17 protein-coding genes and 2 pseudogenes are annotated in these 18,455 nt (G+C 62.7%); 9 read left to right on the top strand and 10 right to left on the bottom strand.

The window, feature by feature from the left end; translation table 11 throughout:
* Positions 1–14 precede the first annotated feature (14 nt).
* From hutI to ACTJJN_RS00645, 9 genes are all read left to right on the top strand, one after another.
* Positions 15–1,220: an imidazolonepropionase gene (hutI, locus tag ACTJJN_RS00605; RefSeq protein ID WP_012053928.1), complete on the top strand. Its 1,206-nt coding sequence runs from the start codon at positions 15–17 to the stop codon at positions 1,218–1,220.
* A gap of 10 nt (positions 1,221–1,230) precedes the next feature.
* Complete coding sequence (hutG, locus tag ACTJJN_RS00610) at positions 1,231–2,034, top strand: N-formylglutamate deformylase (RefSeq protein ID WP_003249258.1); 804 nt, start codon at positions 1,231–1,233, stop codon at positions 2,032–2,034.
* Between the two features lie 169 nt (positions 2,035–2,203).
* Positions 2,204–3,175 (top strand): prolyl aminopeptidase, encoded by a 972-nt coding sequence (gene pip, locus ACTJJN_RS00615; RefSeq protein WP_003249260.1) that lies wholly within the window; start codon positions 2,204–2,206, stop codon positions 3,173–3,175.
* Positions 3,172–3,609 carry a D-aminoacyl-tRNA deacylase gene (gene dtd / locus ACTJJN_RS00620; RefSeq protein ID WP_012053926.1) on the top strand — a complete coding sequence of 146 codons (438 nt, stop codon included), beginning with the start codon at positions 3,172–3,174 and terminating at the stop codon, positions 3,607–3,609. Before pip ends, dtd begins: the two co-directional genes overlap by 4 nt.
* 263 nt (positions 3,610–3,872) lie before the next feature.
* Positions 3,873–5,612 carry a glucan biosynthesis protein G gene (locus ACTJJN_RS00625; RefSeq protein ID WP_440780736.1) on the top strand — a complete coding sequence of 580 codons (1,740 nt, stop codon included), beginning with the start codon at positions 3,873–3,875 and terminating at the stop codon, positions 5,610–5,612.
* Positions 5,605–8,178, top strand: a complete 2,574-nt coding sequence (mdoH, locus tag ACTJJN_RS00630) for a glucans biosynthesis glucosyltransferase MdoH (protein ID WP_012053925.1) — start codon at positions 5,605–5,607, stop codon at positions 8,176–8,178. Before ACTJJN_RS00625 ends, mdoH begins: the two co-directional genes overlap by 8 nt.
* Positions 8,179–8,518: 340 nt before the next feature.
* Entirely contained in the window at positions 8,519–9,316 is a 798-nt protein-coding gene (locus ACTJJN_RS00635) for a transporter substrate-binding domain-containing protein (protein WP_029380729.1), read from the top strand.
* Between the two features lie 79 nt (positions 9,317–9,395).
* Positions 9,396–10,358, top strand: a complete 963-nt coding sequence (locus tag ACTJJN_RS00640; protein ID WP_003249268.1) for an amino acid ABC transporter permease — start codon at positions 9,396–9,398, stop codon at positions 10,356–10,358.
* Positions 10,351–11,085: an amino acid ABC transporter ATP-binding protein gene (locus ACTJJN_RS00645; RefSeq protein ID WP_003249271.1), complete on the top strand. Its 735-nt coding sequence runs from the start codon at positions 10,351–10,353 to the stop codon at positions 11,083–11,085. The genes ACTJJN_RS00640 and ACTJJN_RS00645 overlap by 8 nt, the downstream gene beginning before the upstream one ends.
* Before the next feature lie 109 nt (positions 11,086–11,194).
* Here ACTJJN_RS00645 and ACTJJN_RS00650 read toward each other — a convergent pair whose 3' ends face one another.
* The 10 genes and pseudogenes from ACTJJN_RS00650 to hisI all read right to left on the bottom strand — a co-directional run bounded on the left by ACTJJN_RS00650 (position 11,195) and on the right by hisI (position 18,418).
* Positions 11,195–12,067, bottom strand: a complete 873-nt coding sequence (locus tag ACTJJN_RS00650; protein ID WP_370626949.1) for a methyl-accepting chemotaxis protein — start codon at positions 12,065–12,067, stop codon at positions 11,195–11,197.
* Positions 12,050–13,414, bottom strand: a pseudogene (locus ACTJJN_RS00655) (methyl-accepting chemotaxis protein); the annotation flags it as partial. The gene ACTJJN_RS00650 and the pseudogene ACTJJN_RS00655, both read right to left, overlap by 18 nt.
* Before the next feature lie 89 nt (positions 13,415–13,503).
* Complete coding sequence (locus ACTJJN_RS00660) at positions 13,504–14,376, bottom strand: methyl-accepting chemotaxis protein (protein WP_416383866.1); 873 nt, start codon at positions 14,374–14,376, stop codon at positions 13,504–13,506.
* Positions 14,359–15,474 (bottom strand): annotated as a pseudogene (locus ACTJJN_RS00665) (methyl-accepting chemotaxis protein); the annotation flags it as partial. The gene ACTJJN_RS00660 and the pseudogene ACTJJN_RS00665, both read right to left, overlap by 18 nt.
* 46 nt (positions 15,475–15,520) lie before the next feature.
* Positions 15,521–16,228, bottom strand: a complete 708-nt coding sequence (locus ACTJJN_RS00670) for a 16S rRNA (uracil(1498)-N(3))-methyltransferase (RefSeq protein WP_012053922.1) — start codon at positions 16,226–16,228, stop codon at positions 15,521–15,523.
* Positions 16,225–17,013, bottom strand: a complete 789-nt coding sequence (gene tatC, locus ACTJJN_RS00675; RefSeq protein ID WP_010955577.1) for a twin-arginine translocase subunit TatC — start codon at positions 17,011–17,013, stop codon at positions 16,225–16,227. Before tatC ends, ACTJJN_RS00670 begins: the two co-directional genes overlap by 4 nt.
* Positions 17,010–17,387, bottom strand: coding sequence for a Sec-independent protein translocase protein TatB (gene tatB / locus ACTJJN_RS00680; protein WP_003249280.1), 378 nt, complete (start codon positions 17,385–17,387; stop codon positions 17,010–17,012). Before tatB ends, tatC begins: the two co-directional genes overlap by 4 nt.
* A 3-nt stretch (positions 17,388–17,390) precedes the next feature.
* Positions 17,391–17,663, bottom strand: coding sequence for a twin-arginine translocase TatA/TatE family subunit (locus tag ACTJJN_RS00685; protein WP_003249282.1), 273 nt, complete (start codon positions 17,661–17,663; stop codon positions 17,391–17,393).
* Positions 17,664–17,688: 25 nt separating this feature from the next.
* Entirely contained in the window at positions 17,689–18,024 is a 336-nt protein-coding gene (locus ACTJJN_RS00690; RefSeq protein WP_324736822.1) for a phosphoribosyl-ATP diphosphatase, read from the bottom strand.
* Position 18,025: 1 nt separating this feature from the next.
* Positions 18,026–18,418, bottom strand: a complete 393-nt coding sequence (gene hisI / locus ACTJJN_RS00695; protein ID WP_003249284.1) for a phosphoribosyl-AMP cyclohydrolase — start codon at positions 18,416–18,418, stop codon at positions 18,026–18,028.
* Between the last annotated feature and the right edge of the window lie 37 nt (positions 18,419–18,455).

Raw genomic sequence — 18,455 nt, forward strand, 5'->3', positions numbered from 1 at the left:
AAAGGAGATTGTGCATGAGAACCCTCTGGCAGCATTGCCATGTTGCAACCATGGCCGATGGCCGTTACTCGGCCATCGAGGACGCGGCGATCGTCACCAGCGCCGGGCTGATCGAGTGGATAGGCCCGCGCGCCGAACTGGCACCGGTCGAAGCTGACCGCACGGTTGACCTGGGGGGTGCCTGGGTCACCCCCGGGCTGATCGACTGCCACACCCATGCGGTGTTCGGTGGCAACCGCAGCGGCGAGTTCGAGCAGCGCCTGCAGGGCGTGAGCTATGCCGAAATCGCCGCGCAGGGCGGGGGTATCGCGAGTACCGTGCGGGCTACCCGGGCGGCAAGCGAAGACGAGCTGTTCGCCAGTGCTCGCCAGCGCGTTCAGGCATTGATGCGCGATGGCGTGACCACCCTCGAGGTCAAGTCCGGCTACGGCCTGGACTTGGCCAATGAGCGCAAGATGCTGCGAGTGGCCCGGCGCCTGGCCGACGAGCTGCCGCTGACGGTGCGTGCCACGTGCCTGGCGGCGCACGCTTTGCCCCCGGAGTACGCGGGTCGGGCCGACGACTACATCGCGCACATCTGTGACGAAATGTTGCCGGCCCTGGCCGGCGAAGGCCTGGTGGATGCGGTGGATGCCTTCTGCGAACACCTCGCGTTCTCGCCGGCCCAGGTCGAGCGGCTGTTCATCAAGGCGCGCGAACTGGGCCTGCCGGTCAAGCTGCATGCCGAACAGCTGTCATCGTTGCACGGCTCAAGCCTTGCCGCGCGTTACCAGGCACTGTCGGCTGACCACCTGGAGTTCATGACAGAGGAGGACGCCGTGGCCATGGCAAACGCCGGCACGGTCGCCGTGCTGTTACCGGGTGCTTTCTACTTCCTGCGTGAAACCCAGCTGCCGCCAATGGATGCATTGCGCCGCCACGGGGTAAAGATTGCCCTGGCCAGCGACCTCAACCCCGGCACCTCGCCAGGCTTGTCGCTGCGGTTGATGCTGAACATGGGCTGCACCTGCTTCCGCATGACACCGGAAGAGGCCCTGGCAGGCGTTACGGTGCACGCCGCCACGGCGCTGGGCCTGGGTGACAGTCACGGCTCGCTGCAAGTGGGCAAGGTGGCCGACTTCGTTGCCTGGCAAATCGAACGCCCCGCCGACCTGGCCTACTGGCTGGGTGGCGACCTGCCCAAGCGCGTAGTGCGCATGGGCCACGAAATCTCCAACTGAGCGAGGCACGATGGACAAGGTATTGAGTTTTCACCAAGGTCGCCTGCCGCTGCTGATCAGCATGCCGCACGCTGGCTTGCGTCTGACCGACGCCGTGCGCGACGGCCTGGTCGACCAGGCGCAAAGCTTGCCGGACACCGACTGGCACATCCCGCAGTTGTACGACTTTGCCCGTGACTTGGGTGCCAGCGTGGTAGCCGCAGAGTACTCACGCTTCGTCATCGACCTGAACCGTCCGGACGACGACAAGCCGCTGTACGCCGGCGCCACCACGGGCTTGTACCCGGCGACCTTGTTCGGCGGCGAACCCCTCTTCAAAGACGGGCTGGCGCCGTCTGGCGAAGAGCGCAAACGCTATCTGGAGCAAATCTGGCGCCCTTATCACGCGACCATTCGTCGTGAACTGGACCGCTTGCGTGAGCAGTTTGGCTATGCGCTGCTGTGGGATGCCCATTCGATCCGTTCGCTGATCCCGCACCTGTTCGACGGCAAGTTACCGGACTTCAACCTGGGTACTTTCAACGGCGCCAGTTGCGATCCGGCACTGGCTGAGCGGCTGCAGGGTGTGTGCGCCGAGGTGCAAGGTTACAGCCACGTGCTTAATGGTCGGTTCAAAGGCGGTCACATCACCCGGCATTATGGCGACCCGGCCAACCATATCCATGCTGTGCAACTGGAGCTGGCGCAAAGCACCTATATGGAGGAAGTCGAGCCGTTTGCCTACCGGGAAGACTTGGCGCAGCCGACGCAAGCGGTCTTGAGGCAGCTACTGCAAGCGCTGCTGGCCTGGGGCGACGCGCGTTACAAGCGTTGAGTGGAGGCGGCGACGCTATCGGCGTCGCCAGGCACCGTGGGAGGCAGTTGCCGGAAATCTGCGCAAGGGTCAATTCGCGCCATTCGAACGCGTCAGCAAGGACGGTGCTGAAAGCGCAATTCAGGTTTATGATGGCCCACGGCCGAATAATCCTCACACGGAGTGCGCAATGCAGACCCTCTACCCGCAGATCAAACCCTACGCCAGGCACGATCTGGCCGTGGAAGCGCCGCATGTGCTTTATGTCGACGAAAGCGGCTCGCCGGAAGGTCTGCCCGTGGTGTTCATCCACGGAGGCCCTGGCGCTGGCTGCGACGCCCAGAGCCGCTGCTACTTTGATCCCAACCTGTACCGCATCATCACCTTCGACCAGCGCGGCTGTGGCCGCTCCACGCCCCATGCGAGCCTGGAGAACAACACCACCTGGCACCTGGTCGAAGACCTGGAGCGCATTCGCGAACACCTTGGCATAGACAAGTGGGTGCTGTTTGGTGGCTCTTGGGGCTCGACCCTGGCCCTGGCCTACGCTCAGGCTCACCCAGAACGCGTGCACGGCCTGATCCTGCGCGGCATCTTCCTGTGCCGGCCGCAGGAAATCGAGTGGTTCTACCAGGAAGGCGCCAGCCGCCTGTTCCCCGACTACTGGCAGGACTACATCGCACCGATTCCACCGGAGGAACGCGGTGATCTGGTCAGGGCCTTCCACAAACGCCTGACCGGTAACGACCAGATCGCCCAGATGCACGCCGCCAAGGCGTGGTCTACCTGGGAAGGCCGTACCGCCACCCTGCGTCCCAACCCGCTGGTGGTCGACCGCTTTTCCGAACCGCAGCGGGCGCTGTCGATCGCCCGCATCGAATGCCACTACTTCATGAACAACGCCTTCCTCGAACCGGACCAGCTGATCCGCGATCTGCCCAAAATCGCCCACCTGCCGGCGGTGATCGTGCATGGGCGCTACGATGTGATCTGCCCCTTGGACAACGCCTGGGCGTTGCACCAGGCCTGGCCGAACAGTGAGTTGAAAGTGATCCGTGACGCCGGTCACGCGGCTTCCGAGCCTGGCATCACCGATGCCTTGGTGCGTGCCGCCGACCAGATGGCCCGGCGCCTGCTCGACCTGCCCCTGGAAGAAGCATGAGGGGCCTGCTGCAGCGCGTGCGCGGTGCGCGGGTTGAAGTGGCGGGGGAGGTGGTCGGCGCCATCGACCAAGGGTTGCTGGTGCTGGTCGCGGTCGAGCCTGAAGATTCCCGTGAACAGGCCGATAAGCTGTTGCACAAGCTGCTGAACTACCGTGTGTTCAGTGACGAGCAGGGCAAGATGAACCTGTCGCTCAAGGATGTCGGGGGTGGCCTGCTACTGGTGTCACAGTTCACCTTGGCGGCCGACACCCGCAACGGCATGCGCCCAAGCTTCTCGACCGCAGCGCCACCGGCCCTCGGCGCCGAGTTGTTCGACTATCTTTTGCAACAGGCAAAAGCTCAGCACGCCGACGTGGCCAGCGGCCGTTTCGGCGCGGATATGCAGGTGCACCTGGTCAATGATGGCCCCGTAACATTTATGTTACAAATATGACGTCAAAAAACCCGTTGTTCACAGGAAAACAAGGGGTTTTGTACGATAAATAGTTGCTCCAGCCTGATGCGTTGTCACGCAACCTGCTGGATAATCGCGCGCTGCATGGACCTGCGTTCGTAGGTCCGTTTCACTCTGACTCGAGCATTGTCTGGATCCGTTTGGGGAATCATTACGCCCTCGCGGGGTCCGAACAGTGCTCGCCAACCCGGCATTTGTCGCTGGCCGTTGGTTTCATGATCTGTTTTCGGCGAGGGTTGCTCGTGATTGTTAGTCCCCAAAAAGCATCAAGAATCCCCAGCGTCGGGCTACGCAAGGCGCTGATGGCCAGTGTGGCTCTGGTCGGCCTGATGAGCGCGGGCCAGCTGTGGGCATTCAATCTTGACGATGTTGCTGCCAAGGCAAAGGATCTGGCCGGCCAGAAGTACGAAGCGCCAAAAAGCAACCTGCCGGCCGTGTTCCGCGACATGAAGTTCGCGGACTACCAGAAAATCCGTTTCCTGCAGGAAAAGGCCGAGTGGGCCAAGGACAAGACCCCGTTCAAGCTGTCGTTCTATCATCAGGGCATGCACTTCGACACCCCGGTGAAAATCAACGAGGTCACCGCCACCAAGGTCGAGGAAATCAAGTACGACCCGGACCGCTTCGAGTTCGGTGACGTGCCGCACGACCCGGAAACCACCAAAAACCTCGGTTATGCCGGTTTCCGCGTGCTGTACCCGATCAACAAGGCCGACAAGCAGGACGAGATCATGACCCTGCTTGGCGCCAGCTATTTCCGCGTAGTCGGCAAGGGCCACGTGTACGGTCTGTCTGCCCGTGGCCTGGCCATCGACACCGCCCTGCCGTCGGGCGAAGAATTCCCGCGCTTCACCGAGTTCTGGGTTGAAAAACCCAAGCCAGCCGACAAGCACCTGGTGATCTACGCGCTGCTGGATTCGCCGCGCTCCACCGGCGCCTACAAGCTGACCCTGCGTCCCGGCAACGACACCGTGGTCGACGTGCAGTCCCGCGTGTTCCTGCGTGACCATGTCAGCCGCCTGGGCATTGCGCCGCTGACCAGCATGTACCTGTTCGGCCCCAACCAGCCGTCCAAGGTGCTCAACTACCGCCCGGCACTGCATGACTCCGAAGGCCTGTCGATCCATGCCGGCAACGGCGAGTGGCTGTGGCGCCCGCTGAACAACCCGAAACACCTAGCTGTAAGTAACTTCAGCGTCGAGAACCCGCGTGGTTTCGGCCTGATGCAGCGTCAGCGCGCTTTCAGCGACTACGAAGACCTCGACGACAACTACCAGAAGCGGCCAAGCGCCTGGATCGAGCCGAAGGGTGACTGGGGCAAGGGTAGCGTCGACCTGGTCGAAATCCCGACCGCCGATGAGACCAACGACAATATCGTGGCCTTCTGGAGCCCGGAGAAACTGCCGGAGCCAGGTAAGCCGTTCGAGTACGCCTACCGCCTGCACTGGACCATCGACGAGCCGAAGTTCCAGGCCCCTGACCTGGGCTCGGTCAAGCAGACCCTGCGTTCCACGGGTGACGTCAAGCAGTCCAACCTGATCCGCCAGCCAGATGGCAGCGTGGCATTCCTGGTCGACTTCGCCGGCCCGGCGCTTGCCGCCCTGCCGGAAGACACCGCCGTGCGCAGCCAGATCAGCGTGGGCGACAACGCCGAGGTGGTCGAGAACAATCTGCGCTATAACCCTGAGACCAAGGGCTGGCGCCTGACCCTGCGCCTGAAGGTCAAGGAAGCCAACAAGTCGACCGAAATGCGCGCCGCACTGGTGCGTGATGTACCGGTCGAGCCCGCCAAGCCTGCCCAGGACGCCAAGCAGGACAAGGCCGCAGCCAAGCATGCCAAGGCCGAGAAAGCCGTCAAGGCTGAGCAATCTGCCAAGGCCGAACAACCTGCCGCCGATGCGGCGCCCACCAACGGGGCCCCGGCCACCACCGAGAAGGTGCTGACCGAGACCTGGAGCTATCAGTTGCCTGCCGATGAGTAACTCAAGCGCAAGGCCGGAATCGCTTGGCGAGTACCTGGCCCACCTACCCCTGAGCGACGAGCAGCGGGCTGAACTTGCCAGCTGCACCTCGTTCAGTGAGCTACACCAACGCTTGGCGGCCAACCCGGCCGCCAGCTCTGCCGAGGCCGTGCAGGCCTCGGTGGGCCCGCGCCTGACCGTGGGCAGCGCCGCCGAGCTGGAAGACGCCGAAATGCTCGGCGTCGACGGCAGCGGTCGCCTGTGCCTGAAGATCGCCCCACCGATCAAGCGCACCAAGGTCGTGCCCGAGCCATGGCGCACCAATGTGCTGATCCGCATGTGGCGACGCATGACCGGCCGCCCCAACGCCCCGCAGCCGCCCAAGCGCGAGCTGCCGCCGGCCCGCTGGCGCACGGTTGGCTCGATCCGCCGTTACATCCTGCTGGCGCTGATGATCGGCCAGACCATCGTCGCTGGCTGGTACATGAAGGGCATCCTGCCGTACCAGGGCTGGTCGTTCGTGGACTTTGACGAAATCGTCAACCAGCCGCTGTGGGACACGGTGGTGCAGGTGTGGCCGTATGCCCTGCAAACTTCCATCCTGATCCTCTTCGGCATCCTGTTCTGCTGGGTGTCGGCGGGCTTCTGGACCGCGCTGATGGGCTTCCTCGAGCTGCTCACCGGGCGCGACAAATACAAGATTTCCGGTAGCAGCGCAGGCAACGAGCCGATCGCGCCCGAGGCGCGTACCGCGCTGGTGATGCCGATTTGCAACGAAGACGTGCCGCGGGTGTTCGCCGGCCTGCGCGCAACGTTCGAGTCGGTGGCTGCCAGCGGCAACCTCGACCGGTTCGACTTCTTTGTGCTCAGCGACACCAACGACACCGACATTGCCGTGGCCGAGCAACAGGCCTGGCTGGATGTGTGCCGCGAAACCAAAGGCTTTGGCCGCATCTTCTACCGCCGCCGTCGGCGCCGTGTGAAGCGCAAGAGCGGCAACCTCGACGACTTCTGCCGTCGCTGGGGTGGCGAGTACAAGTACATGGTTGTGCTCGACGCCGATAGCGTCATGAGTGGCGAGTGCCTGAGCAGCCTGGTGCGCCTGATGGAGGCCAACCCGGACGCCGGCATCATCCAGACCGGGCCGAAAGCCTCGGGCATGGACACCCTGTATGCACGCATGCAGCAGTTCGCTACCCGCGTGTACGGCCCACTGTTCACTGCCGGTCTGCACTTCTGGCAGTTGGGTGAGTCGCACTACTGGGGCCACAACGCGATCATCCGCATGAAGCCGTTCATCGAGCACTGCGCCCTGGCGCCGTTGCCGGGCAAGGGCGCGTTCGCCGGTGCCATCCTTTCCCACGACTTCGTCGAAGCTGCGCTGATGCGCCGTGCCGGCTGGGGTGTGTGGATTGCCTACGACTTGCCGGGCAGCTACGAAGAACTGCCGCCAAACCTGCTCGACGAGCTCAAGCGCGACCGCCGCTGGTGCCACGGCAACCTGATGAACTTCCGCCTGTTCCTGGTCAAAGGCATGCACCCGGTTCACCGTGCGGTGTTCCTCACCGGGGTGATGTCTTACCTGTCGGCGCCGCTGTGGTTCCTGTTCCTGGTGCTGTCGACCGCGCTGCTGGCGACCAACACGCTGATGGAGCCGCAGTATTTCATCGAGCCGTACCAGCTTTACCCGCTGTGGCCGCAGTGGCACCCGGAGAAGGCTGTGGCGCTGTTCTCCACCACCATTGTGCTGCTGTTCCTGCCCAAGCTGCTTAGCGTCATCCTGATCTGGGCCAAGGGCGCCGTCGAGTACGGTGGACGCGTCAAGGTCACCTTGTCGATGCTGATGGAGATGCTGTTCTCCATGTTGCTGGCACCGGTACGCATGATCTTCCACACCCGCTTCGTGCTGGCCGCGTTCCTCGGCTGGGCTGCGACCTGGAACTCGCCGCAGCGTGACGACGACTCCACGCCGTGGGGCGAAGCGGTGCGCCGGCATGGCCCGCAGACGCTGCTGGGCGTTGCCTGGGCCGCACTGGTGGCGTGGTTGAACCCGAGCTTCCTGTGGTGGCTGGCGCCTATCGTCGGTTCGCTGGTGCTGTCGATCCCGGTATCGGTGATTTCCAGCCGCACCCGCCTGGGCCTGGCGGCCAAGGATGAGAAGCTGTTCCTCATCCCAGAGGAATACGCCACGCCACAAGAACTGTTGGCTACCGACCAGTACACCCACGAAAACCGCTGGCATGCCTTGCATGATGGTTTCGTGCGGGCCGTGGTCGACCCGCGGCAGAACGCCCTGGCTTGCGCCATGGCCACTGCCCGCCATGGCCAGGCGGCACCGATCGAAGCGTTGCGTGCCGAGCGCGTTGCCAAGGCAATTGAAGTCGGGCCAAAAGGCCTGGACCTCAATACTCGCCTGGCTCTGCTCAGCGACCCGGTGGCACTGAGCCGCCTGCACGAGCAGGTGTGGGCCGAGCACAATGCGGCCTGGATCGATGTGTGGCGTGCGTCGATCAACAATGACCCGCATTCGCCGCTGTTGCCGTTGCACCCGGAAAACGCAGGCCAACCGGCACTCGTCGGCGCCTGATCGGGCCTGTTCGCGGCGGTTCGGCGCCCCGGTGGACCCGCCCCTACGGGGCGCCTGATAGGGCCTCTTCGCGGGTGAACCCGCTCCTACGGGGCGCCTGATCGGGGCTCTTCGCGGGTGAACGCGCTCCTACCAGGGATACACATTCCCTTGTAGGCGCGGGTTCACCCGCGAAGCTTTTTGGCCTAGCCCCCTCATTTTGGCCAACAAAGTCCCCCCGCGGCTCTAGGTCCACGGGCCGCCATGCGTTAGCATCCCTCTCCGATACGACGCTTCGGCCAGTACGGCCGTGCCAACACAATAAGATTCGCTACTTTTCTTGCTAGGGGACTTGGTGATGATCAAGAAATACCTTTCGCGACTGCTGGTCGGTGTGACCGCCCTGGTCGCCGTGACCGCGGCCCAGGCGGGCGCCATCGATGACGCGGTCAAGCGCGGCACCTTGCGGGTGGGCATGGACCCAACCTACATGCCGTTCCAGATGACCAACAAACGTGGCGAGATCATCGGCTTCGAAGTCGATATCCTCAAAGCCATGGCCAAGTCCATGGGCGTGAAGTTCGAGGCAGTGTCCACCGCCTATGACGGCATCATCCCGGCCTTGCTGACCGACAAGTTCGACATGATCGGCAGCGGCATGACCCTGACCCAGGAGCGCAACCTGCGCCTGAACTTCAGCGAACCCTTCATCGTGGTTGGCCAGACCCTGCTGATCCGCAAGGAACTGGCTGGCGAGATCAAGTCGTACAAGGACCTGAACAACGAGAAGTATCGCCTGACCTCCAAGCTTGGCACCACCGGCGAAATGGTGTCCAAGAAGCTGATCAGCAAAGCCAAGTACCACGGTTACGACAACGAGCAGGAAGCGGTGATGGACGTGGTCAATGGCAAGGCCGACGCCTTTGTCTATGACGCGCCGTACAACGTGGTGGCGGTAGAGAAAGCCGGCGCCGGCAAGCTGCTGTTCCTCGAAGAACCCTTCACCTACGAGCCGCTGGCCTTCGGCCTGAAGAAAGGCGACTACGACAGCATCAACTTCATCAACAACTTCCTGCACCAGATCAAGCACGACGGGACCTACGATCGTATTCACGACAAGTGGTTCAAGAACAAGGACTGGCTGAAGGAAATGGAATAAGGCTCAGGCCACAAGCCCGGCTTTATGACCCCGACGCGCAGGCAAACCCTGCGCGTTCGCATTTACGGAAGTACCCCACGTGATCAAACACAAGAAAGCCCAGTGGCCTTGGCATGGGTTGACTGCCCTGGTCCTGGTAGGCCTGGCGCTCAGCCTTTACATGGCCACCTCGATGATTTCCTACGAGTGGCGCTGGAACCGCGTACCGCAGTACTTCGCCTACAAGGCCGAGGAAACACAACGCGCTGCCGGCTACGGCACTGTGCAGGAAATCGTCATCTCCGGTGACAACGCCCGCGTCACGCTGAAGGACGAAAGTGGTGCCGAGCAAGTGCTCGATGTGGCCAAGGACAGCCTGCAACTGAGCCGCGGCGACGATGTTGCCGAAGGCGACCAGATTGGGGTAACCCGCCACTGGGCCGCTGGCCCGCTGGCATGGGGCCTGTGGACCACCTTGTGGATCTCGGTGGTGTCCGGGGCGCTGGGCCTGGTGATCGGCCTGTTCGCCGGATTGTGCCGGTTGTCGAACAACCCGACCCTGCGCGACCTGTCGACCGTCTATGTCGAACTGGTGCGCGGCACGCCGCTGCTGGTCCAGATCTTCATCTTCTACTTCTTCATCGGCACCGTGCTCAACCTGTCCCGCGAGTTTGCCGGGGTAGCGGCGCTGGCATTGTTTACTGGTGCTTACGTGGCCGAAATCGTCCGTGCTGGCGTGCAGTCGATCGCCAAGGGCCAGAACGAGGCTGCGCGGTCGCTGGGCCTGAACGCTGGCCAGTCGATGCGCCATGTGATCTTGCCGCAGGCGTTCAAGCGCGTGCTTCCGCCCCTGGCCGGCCAGTTCATCAGCCTGGTCAAGGACACCTCGCTGGTGTCGGTGATCGCCATCACCGAACTGACCAAGAGTGGCCGTGAGGCCATCACCACCTCGTTCTCTACCTTCGAGATCTGGTTCTGCGTGGCAGGCCTGTACCTGCTGATCAACCTGCCGCTGTCGCACATTGCCAGCCGGCTCGAGCGGAGGCTTGCGCAAAGTGATTGAAGTCCGTGATTTGCTGAAAGTCTTCGACACCCGTGGCCAGGTGGTAAGGGCTGTGGATAACGTCACCACTCAGGTCGCCAAGGGCGAAGTGGTGGTCGTGCTCGGCCCGTCGGGGTCGGGCAAATCGACGTTCCTGCGCTGCCTAAACGGCCTGGAGCATTTCGACCAAGGCCATGTGGCCATCGATGGCCTGCAACTGGCCGACCCTAAGACCGACATCAATGCCTACCGCCGCGAAGTTGGCATGGTGTTCCAGCACTTCAACCTGTTCCCGCACATGACTGTGCTGGAAAACCTGTGCCTGGCGCAGAAGGTGGTGCGCAAGCGCAACAAGGCTGACCGCGAGGCCAAGGCCCGGGCGCTGCTGGAAAAGGTCGGTATCGCGCAGAAGGCCAACGAATTCCCGTCCCGGCTTTCTGGCGGCCAGCAGCAGCGGGTCGCGATTGCCCGGGCCCTGGCGATGGACCCGAAAGTGATGCTGTTCGACGAGCCTACCTCGGCGCTCGACCCGGAAATGGTCGGTGAGGTGCTGGACGTGATGAAGACCCTGGCCCAGGAAGGCATGACCATGGTTTGTGTCACCCACGAAATGGGCTTCGCCCGCGAAGTGGCTGACCGCGTGCTGTTCTTCGACCACGGCAAACTGCTGGAAGATTCGGCCCCGGCCGCGTTCTTCGCTGCACCGAAAGACCCGCGTGCGCAGGCGTTCCTGCGCCAGGTGCTGTAACCGCGCTGGCTTCTTCGCGGGCAAGCTCGCTCCTGCATGTCCACCACTGCCTTGATGGGGGTGATGTACCTGTGTGAGCGGGCTTGCCCGCGAAGAGGGCGAGGCGAAATCAGAGGCTGAACCGCCCCACCATCCCCCGCAATTGCTGCCCCAGATGCTCCAGTTCTCCACTCGAGGCTGCCGTCTGCTCACTGGCCGCGCTGGTCTGATCCGAAACATCCCGCACATTGATCACACTTCGGTTGATCTGCTCGGCCACCACGCTCTGCTCTTCACTGGCGGTGGCGATCTGTTGGTTCATGCCCTGAATGCTCGATACCGTGTCGGTGATCTGGCTCAGTGCGTGCCCGGCCCTGCGGCTCAGCTCCACGCTCTGTTCGGTCAGGCTCTTGCTGCTGTCCAGCAAGCGGGTCACTTCGTCGGTACCGTTGTGCAGACTGTCGATCAGTTGGCCGATCTCTTCGGTCGCCGTCGACGTGCGCTGTGCCAGGCCACGCACCTCATCGGCCACCACGGCAAAGCCGCGCCCGGCTTCACCAGCCCGTGCCGCTTCGATCGCTGCGTTCAGCGCCAACAGGTTGGTCTGTTCGGACACCGACTTGATCACATCGAGAATGCTGCCAATCCGCTGGCTCTCGCCTGCCAGGTGCTGCATGGCCGCCAGGCAATGGTCCATCTGCCCGGCCAGCTGTTCGATACGGCCGATGGCTTCGGCGACGACCTGGTCACCCACCTGTGCCTGCTGGTCAGCGCTGGTCGCGGCCAGCGAGGCTTGCTCGGCGTTCTGTGCCACTTCCTGCACGGTGGCGCTCATCTGGTTCATGGCAGTCGCCACCTGGTCAGTTTCCTCGCGCTGCTGATTGATGCGCAGCTTGGTGTCTTCGCTACTGGCCGCCAACTGTGTGGCGGCCTGTGACAGCTGGCCGACACCCTGATCAATGCCACCGATCAGCTCGCGCAGGCTCAAGGTCATCTCGCGCATGCTGGTTTGCAGCTGGCCCATTTCGTCGCGACGTTGCACGCTGTCGACCTGGCTCAGGTCACCCTTGGCGATGCGGGCAGCCACGGCCAGTGTCTGGCGCAACGGCTGGGTGATCTGCAAGGTGATCAGCCAGGCGGCCAGCGCCCCTACCACCATGGCCAGCAGCGCCACACTGGTCAGCAGCGACCGGGCGGCCACGGCCTCACTGTCGCGTTGTTCGACCTTGCGTTTGCCCAGTTCGAGGCTCACCGTTCGCAGCTCGTTGCCCATGTTTTCCATGTTGTTCTGCAACTGCTCCACACGTACGGCGGCGCGGCGGTACTGATCCAGGCTGGTGCGGTACTTGCTCAGCTCGACACCCGGTTGCTCAGTGATGGCGCGTGGCAAGCCCAACGGCGCAAGGCCTTCAAGCAGTTGCGCAAGGCTATTGTCGGCGGCATCCAGGGCGTTATCACCGACTTTGGAAAAATCCTCGACCGGGGCGAAGGTGTAGGCTGGAACCAGGCTTTGCTGGTTGGCACCTTCGACATGCCGGCTGAGGGTATCCATCAGGCCCAGCACACCACTTTGCTGACTGTTGTCAGGCATTTTCAGCAAGGCCTGGGTCTGCAGTTGGTCAATCGCCTCGCTGAGTGCATGCTCCTGTGACTGCAGGGCTTCGCGCAGGGCTACACGGCTGGCGACGCTGCGCTGCAGTTCGCTGAAGGTGTCGCGCAGGCTCTGCAACAATGCCATTTTCTCTGTCAGCAACTGCCGTGACTCATCGACGTTGCTGCGTTGTTGCAGGGTGGTCAGCATGCTGTTGAGCTGGTCGAGGATATTGCTGATGCGTGCTCTGCTGGCATCGTCGTTGAGCACGCGGTAGGTGATGCGTTCCGCGCGCAGGTCTTTTGTCAGGTCGTTGATCAGGCCTATTTCGCTGAGTTGCTGTGAGCGCACGATGGCACCATCCAGGGCACGCCAGCCGCTGATGGTGGTGGCCAGGGTGAGCAGCAGGACCACGGCGAAGCCGAGGGCCAGCTTGGCGGCGACACTGATGTTGCCGAGCTTGCGGTTGAGGGAGCCAAGCATGGGGAATCTCCGAGCGAGTGAGAGAAAGGATGCAGGCGCATGGCTGGCATCACATCTCTGCCCATCGGCAGTGGAGCTGTAGGACTTGACCTGATAATCAGGTAGGAAAGTTCGCCGCGAACAGTAGGATATATTTCGTCCTGTGCCGTCCTCTTCGCGGGTAAACCCGCTCCTACGACAGCCTATGCATGTGTGTAGGCGCGGGTTTACCCGCGAATACGGTAGTGCCGGCAACGGTGAACGGCGGGTGGAAATTGGCCAGCAGGGCCGGCCCATTCGCGGGTGAACCCGCTCCTACGACGGCCTGTGCATGNAGGAGCGGGTTTACCCGCGAAGAGGCCCCACCGGGCGACCGCTGGTTCAGATCACAGCCGGAACCGCCCAACCAACCCTTGCAAATGGGTACCCAACCGCGCCAGTTCCACGCTGGAGCTGGCCGTCTCCTCACTCGCCGCCGAGGTCTGGTCGGAAATATCACGCACATTCATCACGCTGCGATTGATTTCTTCGGCCACCGCCGTCTGCTCCTCGGCCGCTGTGGCAATCTGCTGGTTCATTGCCTGAATCGACGACACCGTGCGGGTGATGGTTTCCAGCGAGCTGCCGGCGCGGCGGGTCAGCTCGACGCTGCTGTCGGTCAGTTGGCGGCTGTTGTCCATCACGCTGGCCACCCGTTGGGTGCCGCTTTGCAGGCCGGCAATCAACTCTTCGATCTCTTCGGTCGACTGCTGTGTGCGTTGGGCCAAGCTGCGCACTTCGTCGGCAACCACGGCAAAGCCACGCCCGGCCTCTCCGGCGCGGGCGGCTTCGATTGCTGCGTTGAGGGCCAGCAGGTTGGTTTGCTGGGCCACCGATTTGATTACGTCGAGTACGCTGCCGATCTTGTCGCTCTCGGTCTTGAGCAGGTTCATCGCTTCGCTGGAGTTGATCACTTCGCTTGCCAGGCGCTCGATCTGTGCCACTGCCTCGCCCACCACGCGATCGCCCTCGCGGGCCTGCTGGTCGGCCACCAAGGCGGCTTCCGAAGCCTGTTCGGCATTGCGTGCCACTTCGTGCACGGTGGCAGTCATCTGGTTCATCGCGGTCGCCACCTGGTCGGTTTCGACCTTTTGGTTGTTGACCCCGGCGCTGGTCTGCTCTGTGACCGCCGACAGCTCCTCGGCAGCGCTGGCGATCTGCGTCACGCCATCGCCAATACCGCCGATCAGTTCACGCAAACCTTGGGTCATACGATGCATGCTGGCCTGCAATTGGCCCAGTTCGTCGCGGCGTTGCATCTGCAGGCTCTGGGTCAGGTCTCCGCTGGCCACACGCTCTGCGGCGCGCAGTGTTTGGCGCAGAGGGATGATGATCTGCCGGGTAATGGCCCAGGCGGCCAGCAGGCCAAGGGCCAGTGCCAGCACGGTGGCAACTGCCAGCAGTGTTTTAGCCTGCGCGGCCGCGGCATCGCGCACCTCAGTTTGCGAGGTGGTCATCATCTGGCTGGCCTGCAGCAGTACCGTGCCTTGTTCAACCATGCGTTGCAGCGCTTGCTCACTGGCAAGCTGGGCATTGCCGAATTGGTTCACCGCATCGCGGTAGCCGCCCATGGCCGTGGCGGCATCATCCAGGCTGGCAGCATGTTCGGCTGGCACTTTGGCCGGCAGTGCACGCAGCTCGGCCAAGGCCTGGTCGATGGCCTTCAGTGCCGTTTGCTGGTAATCGGCATTGCCGCTGTAGGTGTAGCCACGCACCTGGAAACGCGCTTGTTGCAGCAGGGCGCTGACGTCCACCGCGTGCTGGTACTGGTTGATGTTTGCGCCTTGCAGCAGGCTACGCTGTACGCGGCCTATCAACTCCACGGCTTTATCGGCGCTGCTACCCAGTACATCACGGCTGGCTTCGCGGCGTTGGTCGGCTTGCTTAAGCTCGTTGAATGCCTGCTGGTAGGTGCGCACTGCCTCGCGTTGCTGTTCGAGGCGTTGGCGGTCGGCGGGTTGTTCGATCTGGCCAAGCATCCGCTGCACCTGGCGGTCGAGGTTGCTCAGGGCTTTTTCCAGTTCTGCCAGCGAAGCGTCGTCGCGGCGGCGATCGTAATGCTGTCGGGCGATGCGCAATTCCTGGGTGTATTGCTGGATGACAGAGATGTTTCCCAGCTTGTCGCCACGGTCGATGATGCTGTCCATGCCGTGCCAGCCGGTCAGGGTAATCGCCAGGGTAAACAGCAGCACCAGGCCGAAACCCAGCCCCAGTTTGCGATTGACGCTCACATCGCCCAGCGATTGGGCTAACCATTGATACATGTTCGACTCCCGGCGGCTTGGCAGCACAAATAATTGTATTGTTGCCAAGGCCATCGGCCCGGGAGAGGGAAACTTGATGGGCGGAAAAGTGGTGTTTGTGTCAGAAAATACGCGAAAGCAGCGCGGTGACGGCGGTCTCCACCCGCAAGATGCGATCACCCAGCTGTACCGGCGCCAGGCCTGCCTTGCCCAGCAGGTCGATCTCGTAGGGGATCCAGCCACCCTCGGGGCCAATGGCCAGGGTAACGGTTTGCTCTACGGCGCGTGGACAGGCTGGGTAGGGGCCGGGATGGCCGACCAGGCCCAGGGTGCCGGCGGCGATGGTGGGCAGGCGGTCTTCGACAAAAGGCTTGAAGCGTTTTTCAATGATCACCTCGGGCAACACGGTGTCGCGCGCCTGTTCCAGGCCCAGGATCAGGTTTTCGCGAATGCTCTCGGGCTGCAGAAAAGGTGTTTGCCAGAAGCTTTTCTCGACTTTGTAGCTGTTCAGCAGGATCAGCCGCGGCACGCCCAGCGTGGCCACGGTCTGGAACAGCCGTCGCAGCATTTTGGGGCGCGGCACCGCCAGCACCAGGGTCAGCGGCAGCTTGGCCGGTGGCTGCTGGTCGAAGGCCACTTCAAGTTCGGCTTCGTGCTTTTCCAGGCGCAGCACCGTGGCCTTGCCCATCAGGCCATTGATACGGCCCACGCGCAGGTTGTCGCCCACTGCCACGCGGTGGATTTCCTGCATATGGGTGAAGCGCCGATCAGCAAGAACGACACGGTTGGCCGAGACGAAGTCGGCCTCTTCAAGAAGCAGCAGGTTCACGGTTGGGTCGCTGGTGGCTGGTCGTTATGGTCATCGGCGGTTTCGTCGTGGGCGCTGCGCTTGCGGATAAGGCTGCCGCACAGCACGCCGATCTCGAACAGCAGCCACATGGGCACGGCCAGCAGGGTCTGGGAGAAGATGTCCGGTGGGGTGAGGACCATGCCGACCACGAAGCAGCCGATGATCACATAAGGGCGTACTTTCTTCAGGTACTTCACGTCGACCACGCCGATCCACACCAGCAGCACCACCGCCACCGGGATTTCGAAGGCCACGCCAAAGGCGAAGAACAGCGTCATCACGAAGTCGAGGTAGCTTGCGATGTCGGTCATCATCGAAACGCCTTCTGGCGTGGCGCTGGCGAAGAAACCGAAGATCAGCGGGAATACAAGGAAGTAGGCGAAGGCCATGCCGGCATAGAACAGGAAGATGCTCGACACCAACAGTGGAATGGCGATGCGCTTTTCATGGCGGTACAGCCCTGGCGCGATAAAACCCCAGATCTGCTGAAGGATGAACGGGATGGCCAGGAACAGCGAGACGATCATGGTCAGCTTGAACGGCGTGAGGAACGGCGAGGCCACATCGGTGGCGATCATCGTTGCGTTGGCCGGCAAGTGCTCGCGCAGCGGCGCGGAAACCAGTGTGTAGATCTGCTGGGCGAAGGAGAACAGCCCGGCAAAGATCAGGAAAATGACGGCAACACAGCGCAGCAGGCGGGTGCGCAGTTCGGTCAGGTGCGAAACCAGCGGCATCGGCTGGTCGTGTTCCGGATTCTCGCTCATGGGGCTCGCGGCGGTTGAGGCGGTTCAGACGGTGCGGCCGGGGCAGCAGGTGCTTCGACCGGCCTGGCTTCGAGCCCGGCAGGTGGCTGCACGCTGGCCGTGGTGACCGGCGGCTTCGCGGGTGGCGTCATTGGGTTGAGGATGCGCTTGGCTTCCTCTTCCATCTGCAGGATGTGCTCGTTATGCAGCTGGCGGCGGATGTCGTCGGCGCCAATTTCGCGCTCCACTTCCATCTTGATGCTGTTGAAGCTGCGCTTGAGCCGGCCGATCCACAGGCCTGCCGTGCGCGCGGCACCCGGCAGGCGCTCGGGACCGAGCACCAGCAGGGCGACCAGGCCGACGAGCAGGAGCTCGCTGAAACTGATGCCGAACATGGGTCAGTCTTTCCGCTGCGGCTCTTGGACCGGGTGGGCCTGGCCTTCGATGGTGTGGCCTTGCTGCGGCTGCGCGGTGTTTTGCACCGGTGGCACAGGTTGGGCAGGCGGCGGAGTCTGCTCGGCCGGCTTGCTCTCTTCTTCGTTCATGGCCTTGCGGAAGCCCTTGATCGACTCGCCCAGGTCGCTGCCGAAGTTCTTCAGCTTCTTGGTGCCGAATACCAGGACCACGACGACCAGCAGGACAATCCAGTGTTTCCAGTCAAAAATACCCATGGTGCTCTCCTAGAATGCGTTGTGCTCAAGCCGAAGGCTGGCGTGCGGCCTTTTCATCATGCCCGGAAAGCCCGAAGCGGCGTTCCAGCTCATCCAGCACGGTTTGCGGATGCTGGCCCAGCGCACTGAGCATCACCAGGCTATGAAACCACAGGTCGGCGGTTTCGTAGATGACATCGCTGTAATCCTTGCTGATCTGGGCATCCTTGGCAGCAATGATCGTTTCGACCGACTCTTCGCCGAGCTTTTCAAGGATCTTGTTCAGGCCCTTGTGGTACAGGCTGGCCACGTAGGAGCTGTCAGGCGCCGCTTGCTTGCGTTCTTCAAGCACTTCGGCCAGGCGGTTGAGGGTGTCGCTCATGTCAATGTCCTGCGCTGTAGATGGCATCCGGGTCCTTCAGGACCGGGTCGACGATTTTCCACTGGCCGTCTTCATAGACGCGGTAGAAGCAGCTTTCACGACCGGTATGGCAGGCGATATGGCCCAGTTGCTCGACCATCAGGATGATCACGTCGGCGTCACAGTCCAGGCGCAACTCATGCAGTTTTTGCACATGCCCGGACTCCTCGCCTTTACGCCACAGCTTGCCACGCGAACGCGACCAGTAGATGGCACGCTGCTCGGCGGCGGTCAGGGCCAGCGATTCACGGTTCATCCAGGCCATCATCAGCACGCGTCCGGTCTTGTGGTCCTGGGCGATCGCCGGTACCAGGCCATCGCTGTTCCACTTGATCTCGTCCAGCCAGTCTTTCATCGTCGACTCCAAAACGGGCCCGCTCCTGTGCCGGGCC

The organism is Pseudomonas sp. 22515, assembly GCF_052044625.1.
GTDB lineage: Bacteria > Pseudomonadota > Gammaproteobacteria > Pseudomonadales > Pseudomonadaceae > Aquipseudomonas > Aquipseudomonas alloputida.

Excerpts from the sequence above, each read along its gene's own strand:
- mdoH (WP_012053925.1), top strand. The coding sequence starts at position 5,605 with ATGAGTAACTCAAGCGCAAGGCCGGAATCGCTTGGCGAGTACCTGGCC.
- ACTJJN_RS00690 (WP_324736822.1), bottom strand. The coding sequence starts at position 18,024 with ATGAGCGACACCCTCAACCGCCTGGCCGAAGTGCTTGAAGAACGCAAG.
- pip (WP_003249260.1), top strand. The coding sequence starts at position 2,204 with ATGCAGACCCTCTACCCGCAGATCAAACCCTACGCCAGGCACGATCTG.
- ACTJJN_RS00650 (WP_370626949.1), bottom strand. The coding sequence starts at position 12,067 with ATGCGCGAGATGACCTTGAGCCTGCGCGAGCTGATCGGTGGCATTGAT.
- hisI (WP_003249284.1), bottom strand. The coding sequence starts at position 18,418 with ATGAAAGACTGGCTGGACGAGATCAAGTGGAACAGCGATGGCCTGGTA.
- tatC (WP_010955577.1), bottom strand. The coding sequence starts at position 17,013 with ATGAGCGAGAATCCGGAACACGACCAGCCGATGCCGCTGGTTTCGCAC.
- ACTJJN_RS00660 (WP_416383866.1), bottom strand. The coding sequence starts at position 14,376 with ATGCATCGTATGACCCAAGGTTTGCGTGAACTGATCGGCGGTATTGGC.
- dtd (WP_012053926.1), top strand. The coding sequence starts at position 3,172 with ATGAGGGGCCTGCTGCAGCGCGTGCGCGGTGCGCGGGTTGAAGTGGCG.
- hutG (WP_003249258.1), top strand. The coding sequence starts at position 1,231 with ATGGACAAGGTATTGAGTTTTCACCAAGGTCGCCTGCCGCTGCTGATC.
- hutI (WP_012053928.1), top strand. The coding sequence starts at position 15 with ATGAGAACCCTCTGGCAGCATTGCCATGTTGCAACCATGGCCGATGGC.
- tatB (WP_003249280.1), bottom strand. The coding sequence starts at position 17,387 with ATGTTCGGCATCAGTTTCAGCGAGCTCCTGCTCGTCGGCCTGGTCGCC.
- ACTJJN_RS00685 (WP_003249282.1), bottom strand. The coding sequence starts at position 17,663 with ATGGGTATTTTTGACTGGAAACACTGGATTGTCCTGCTGGTCGTCGTG.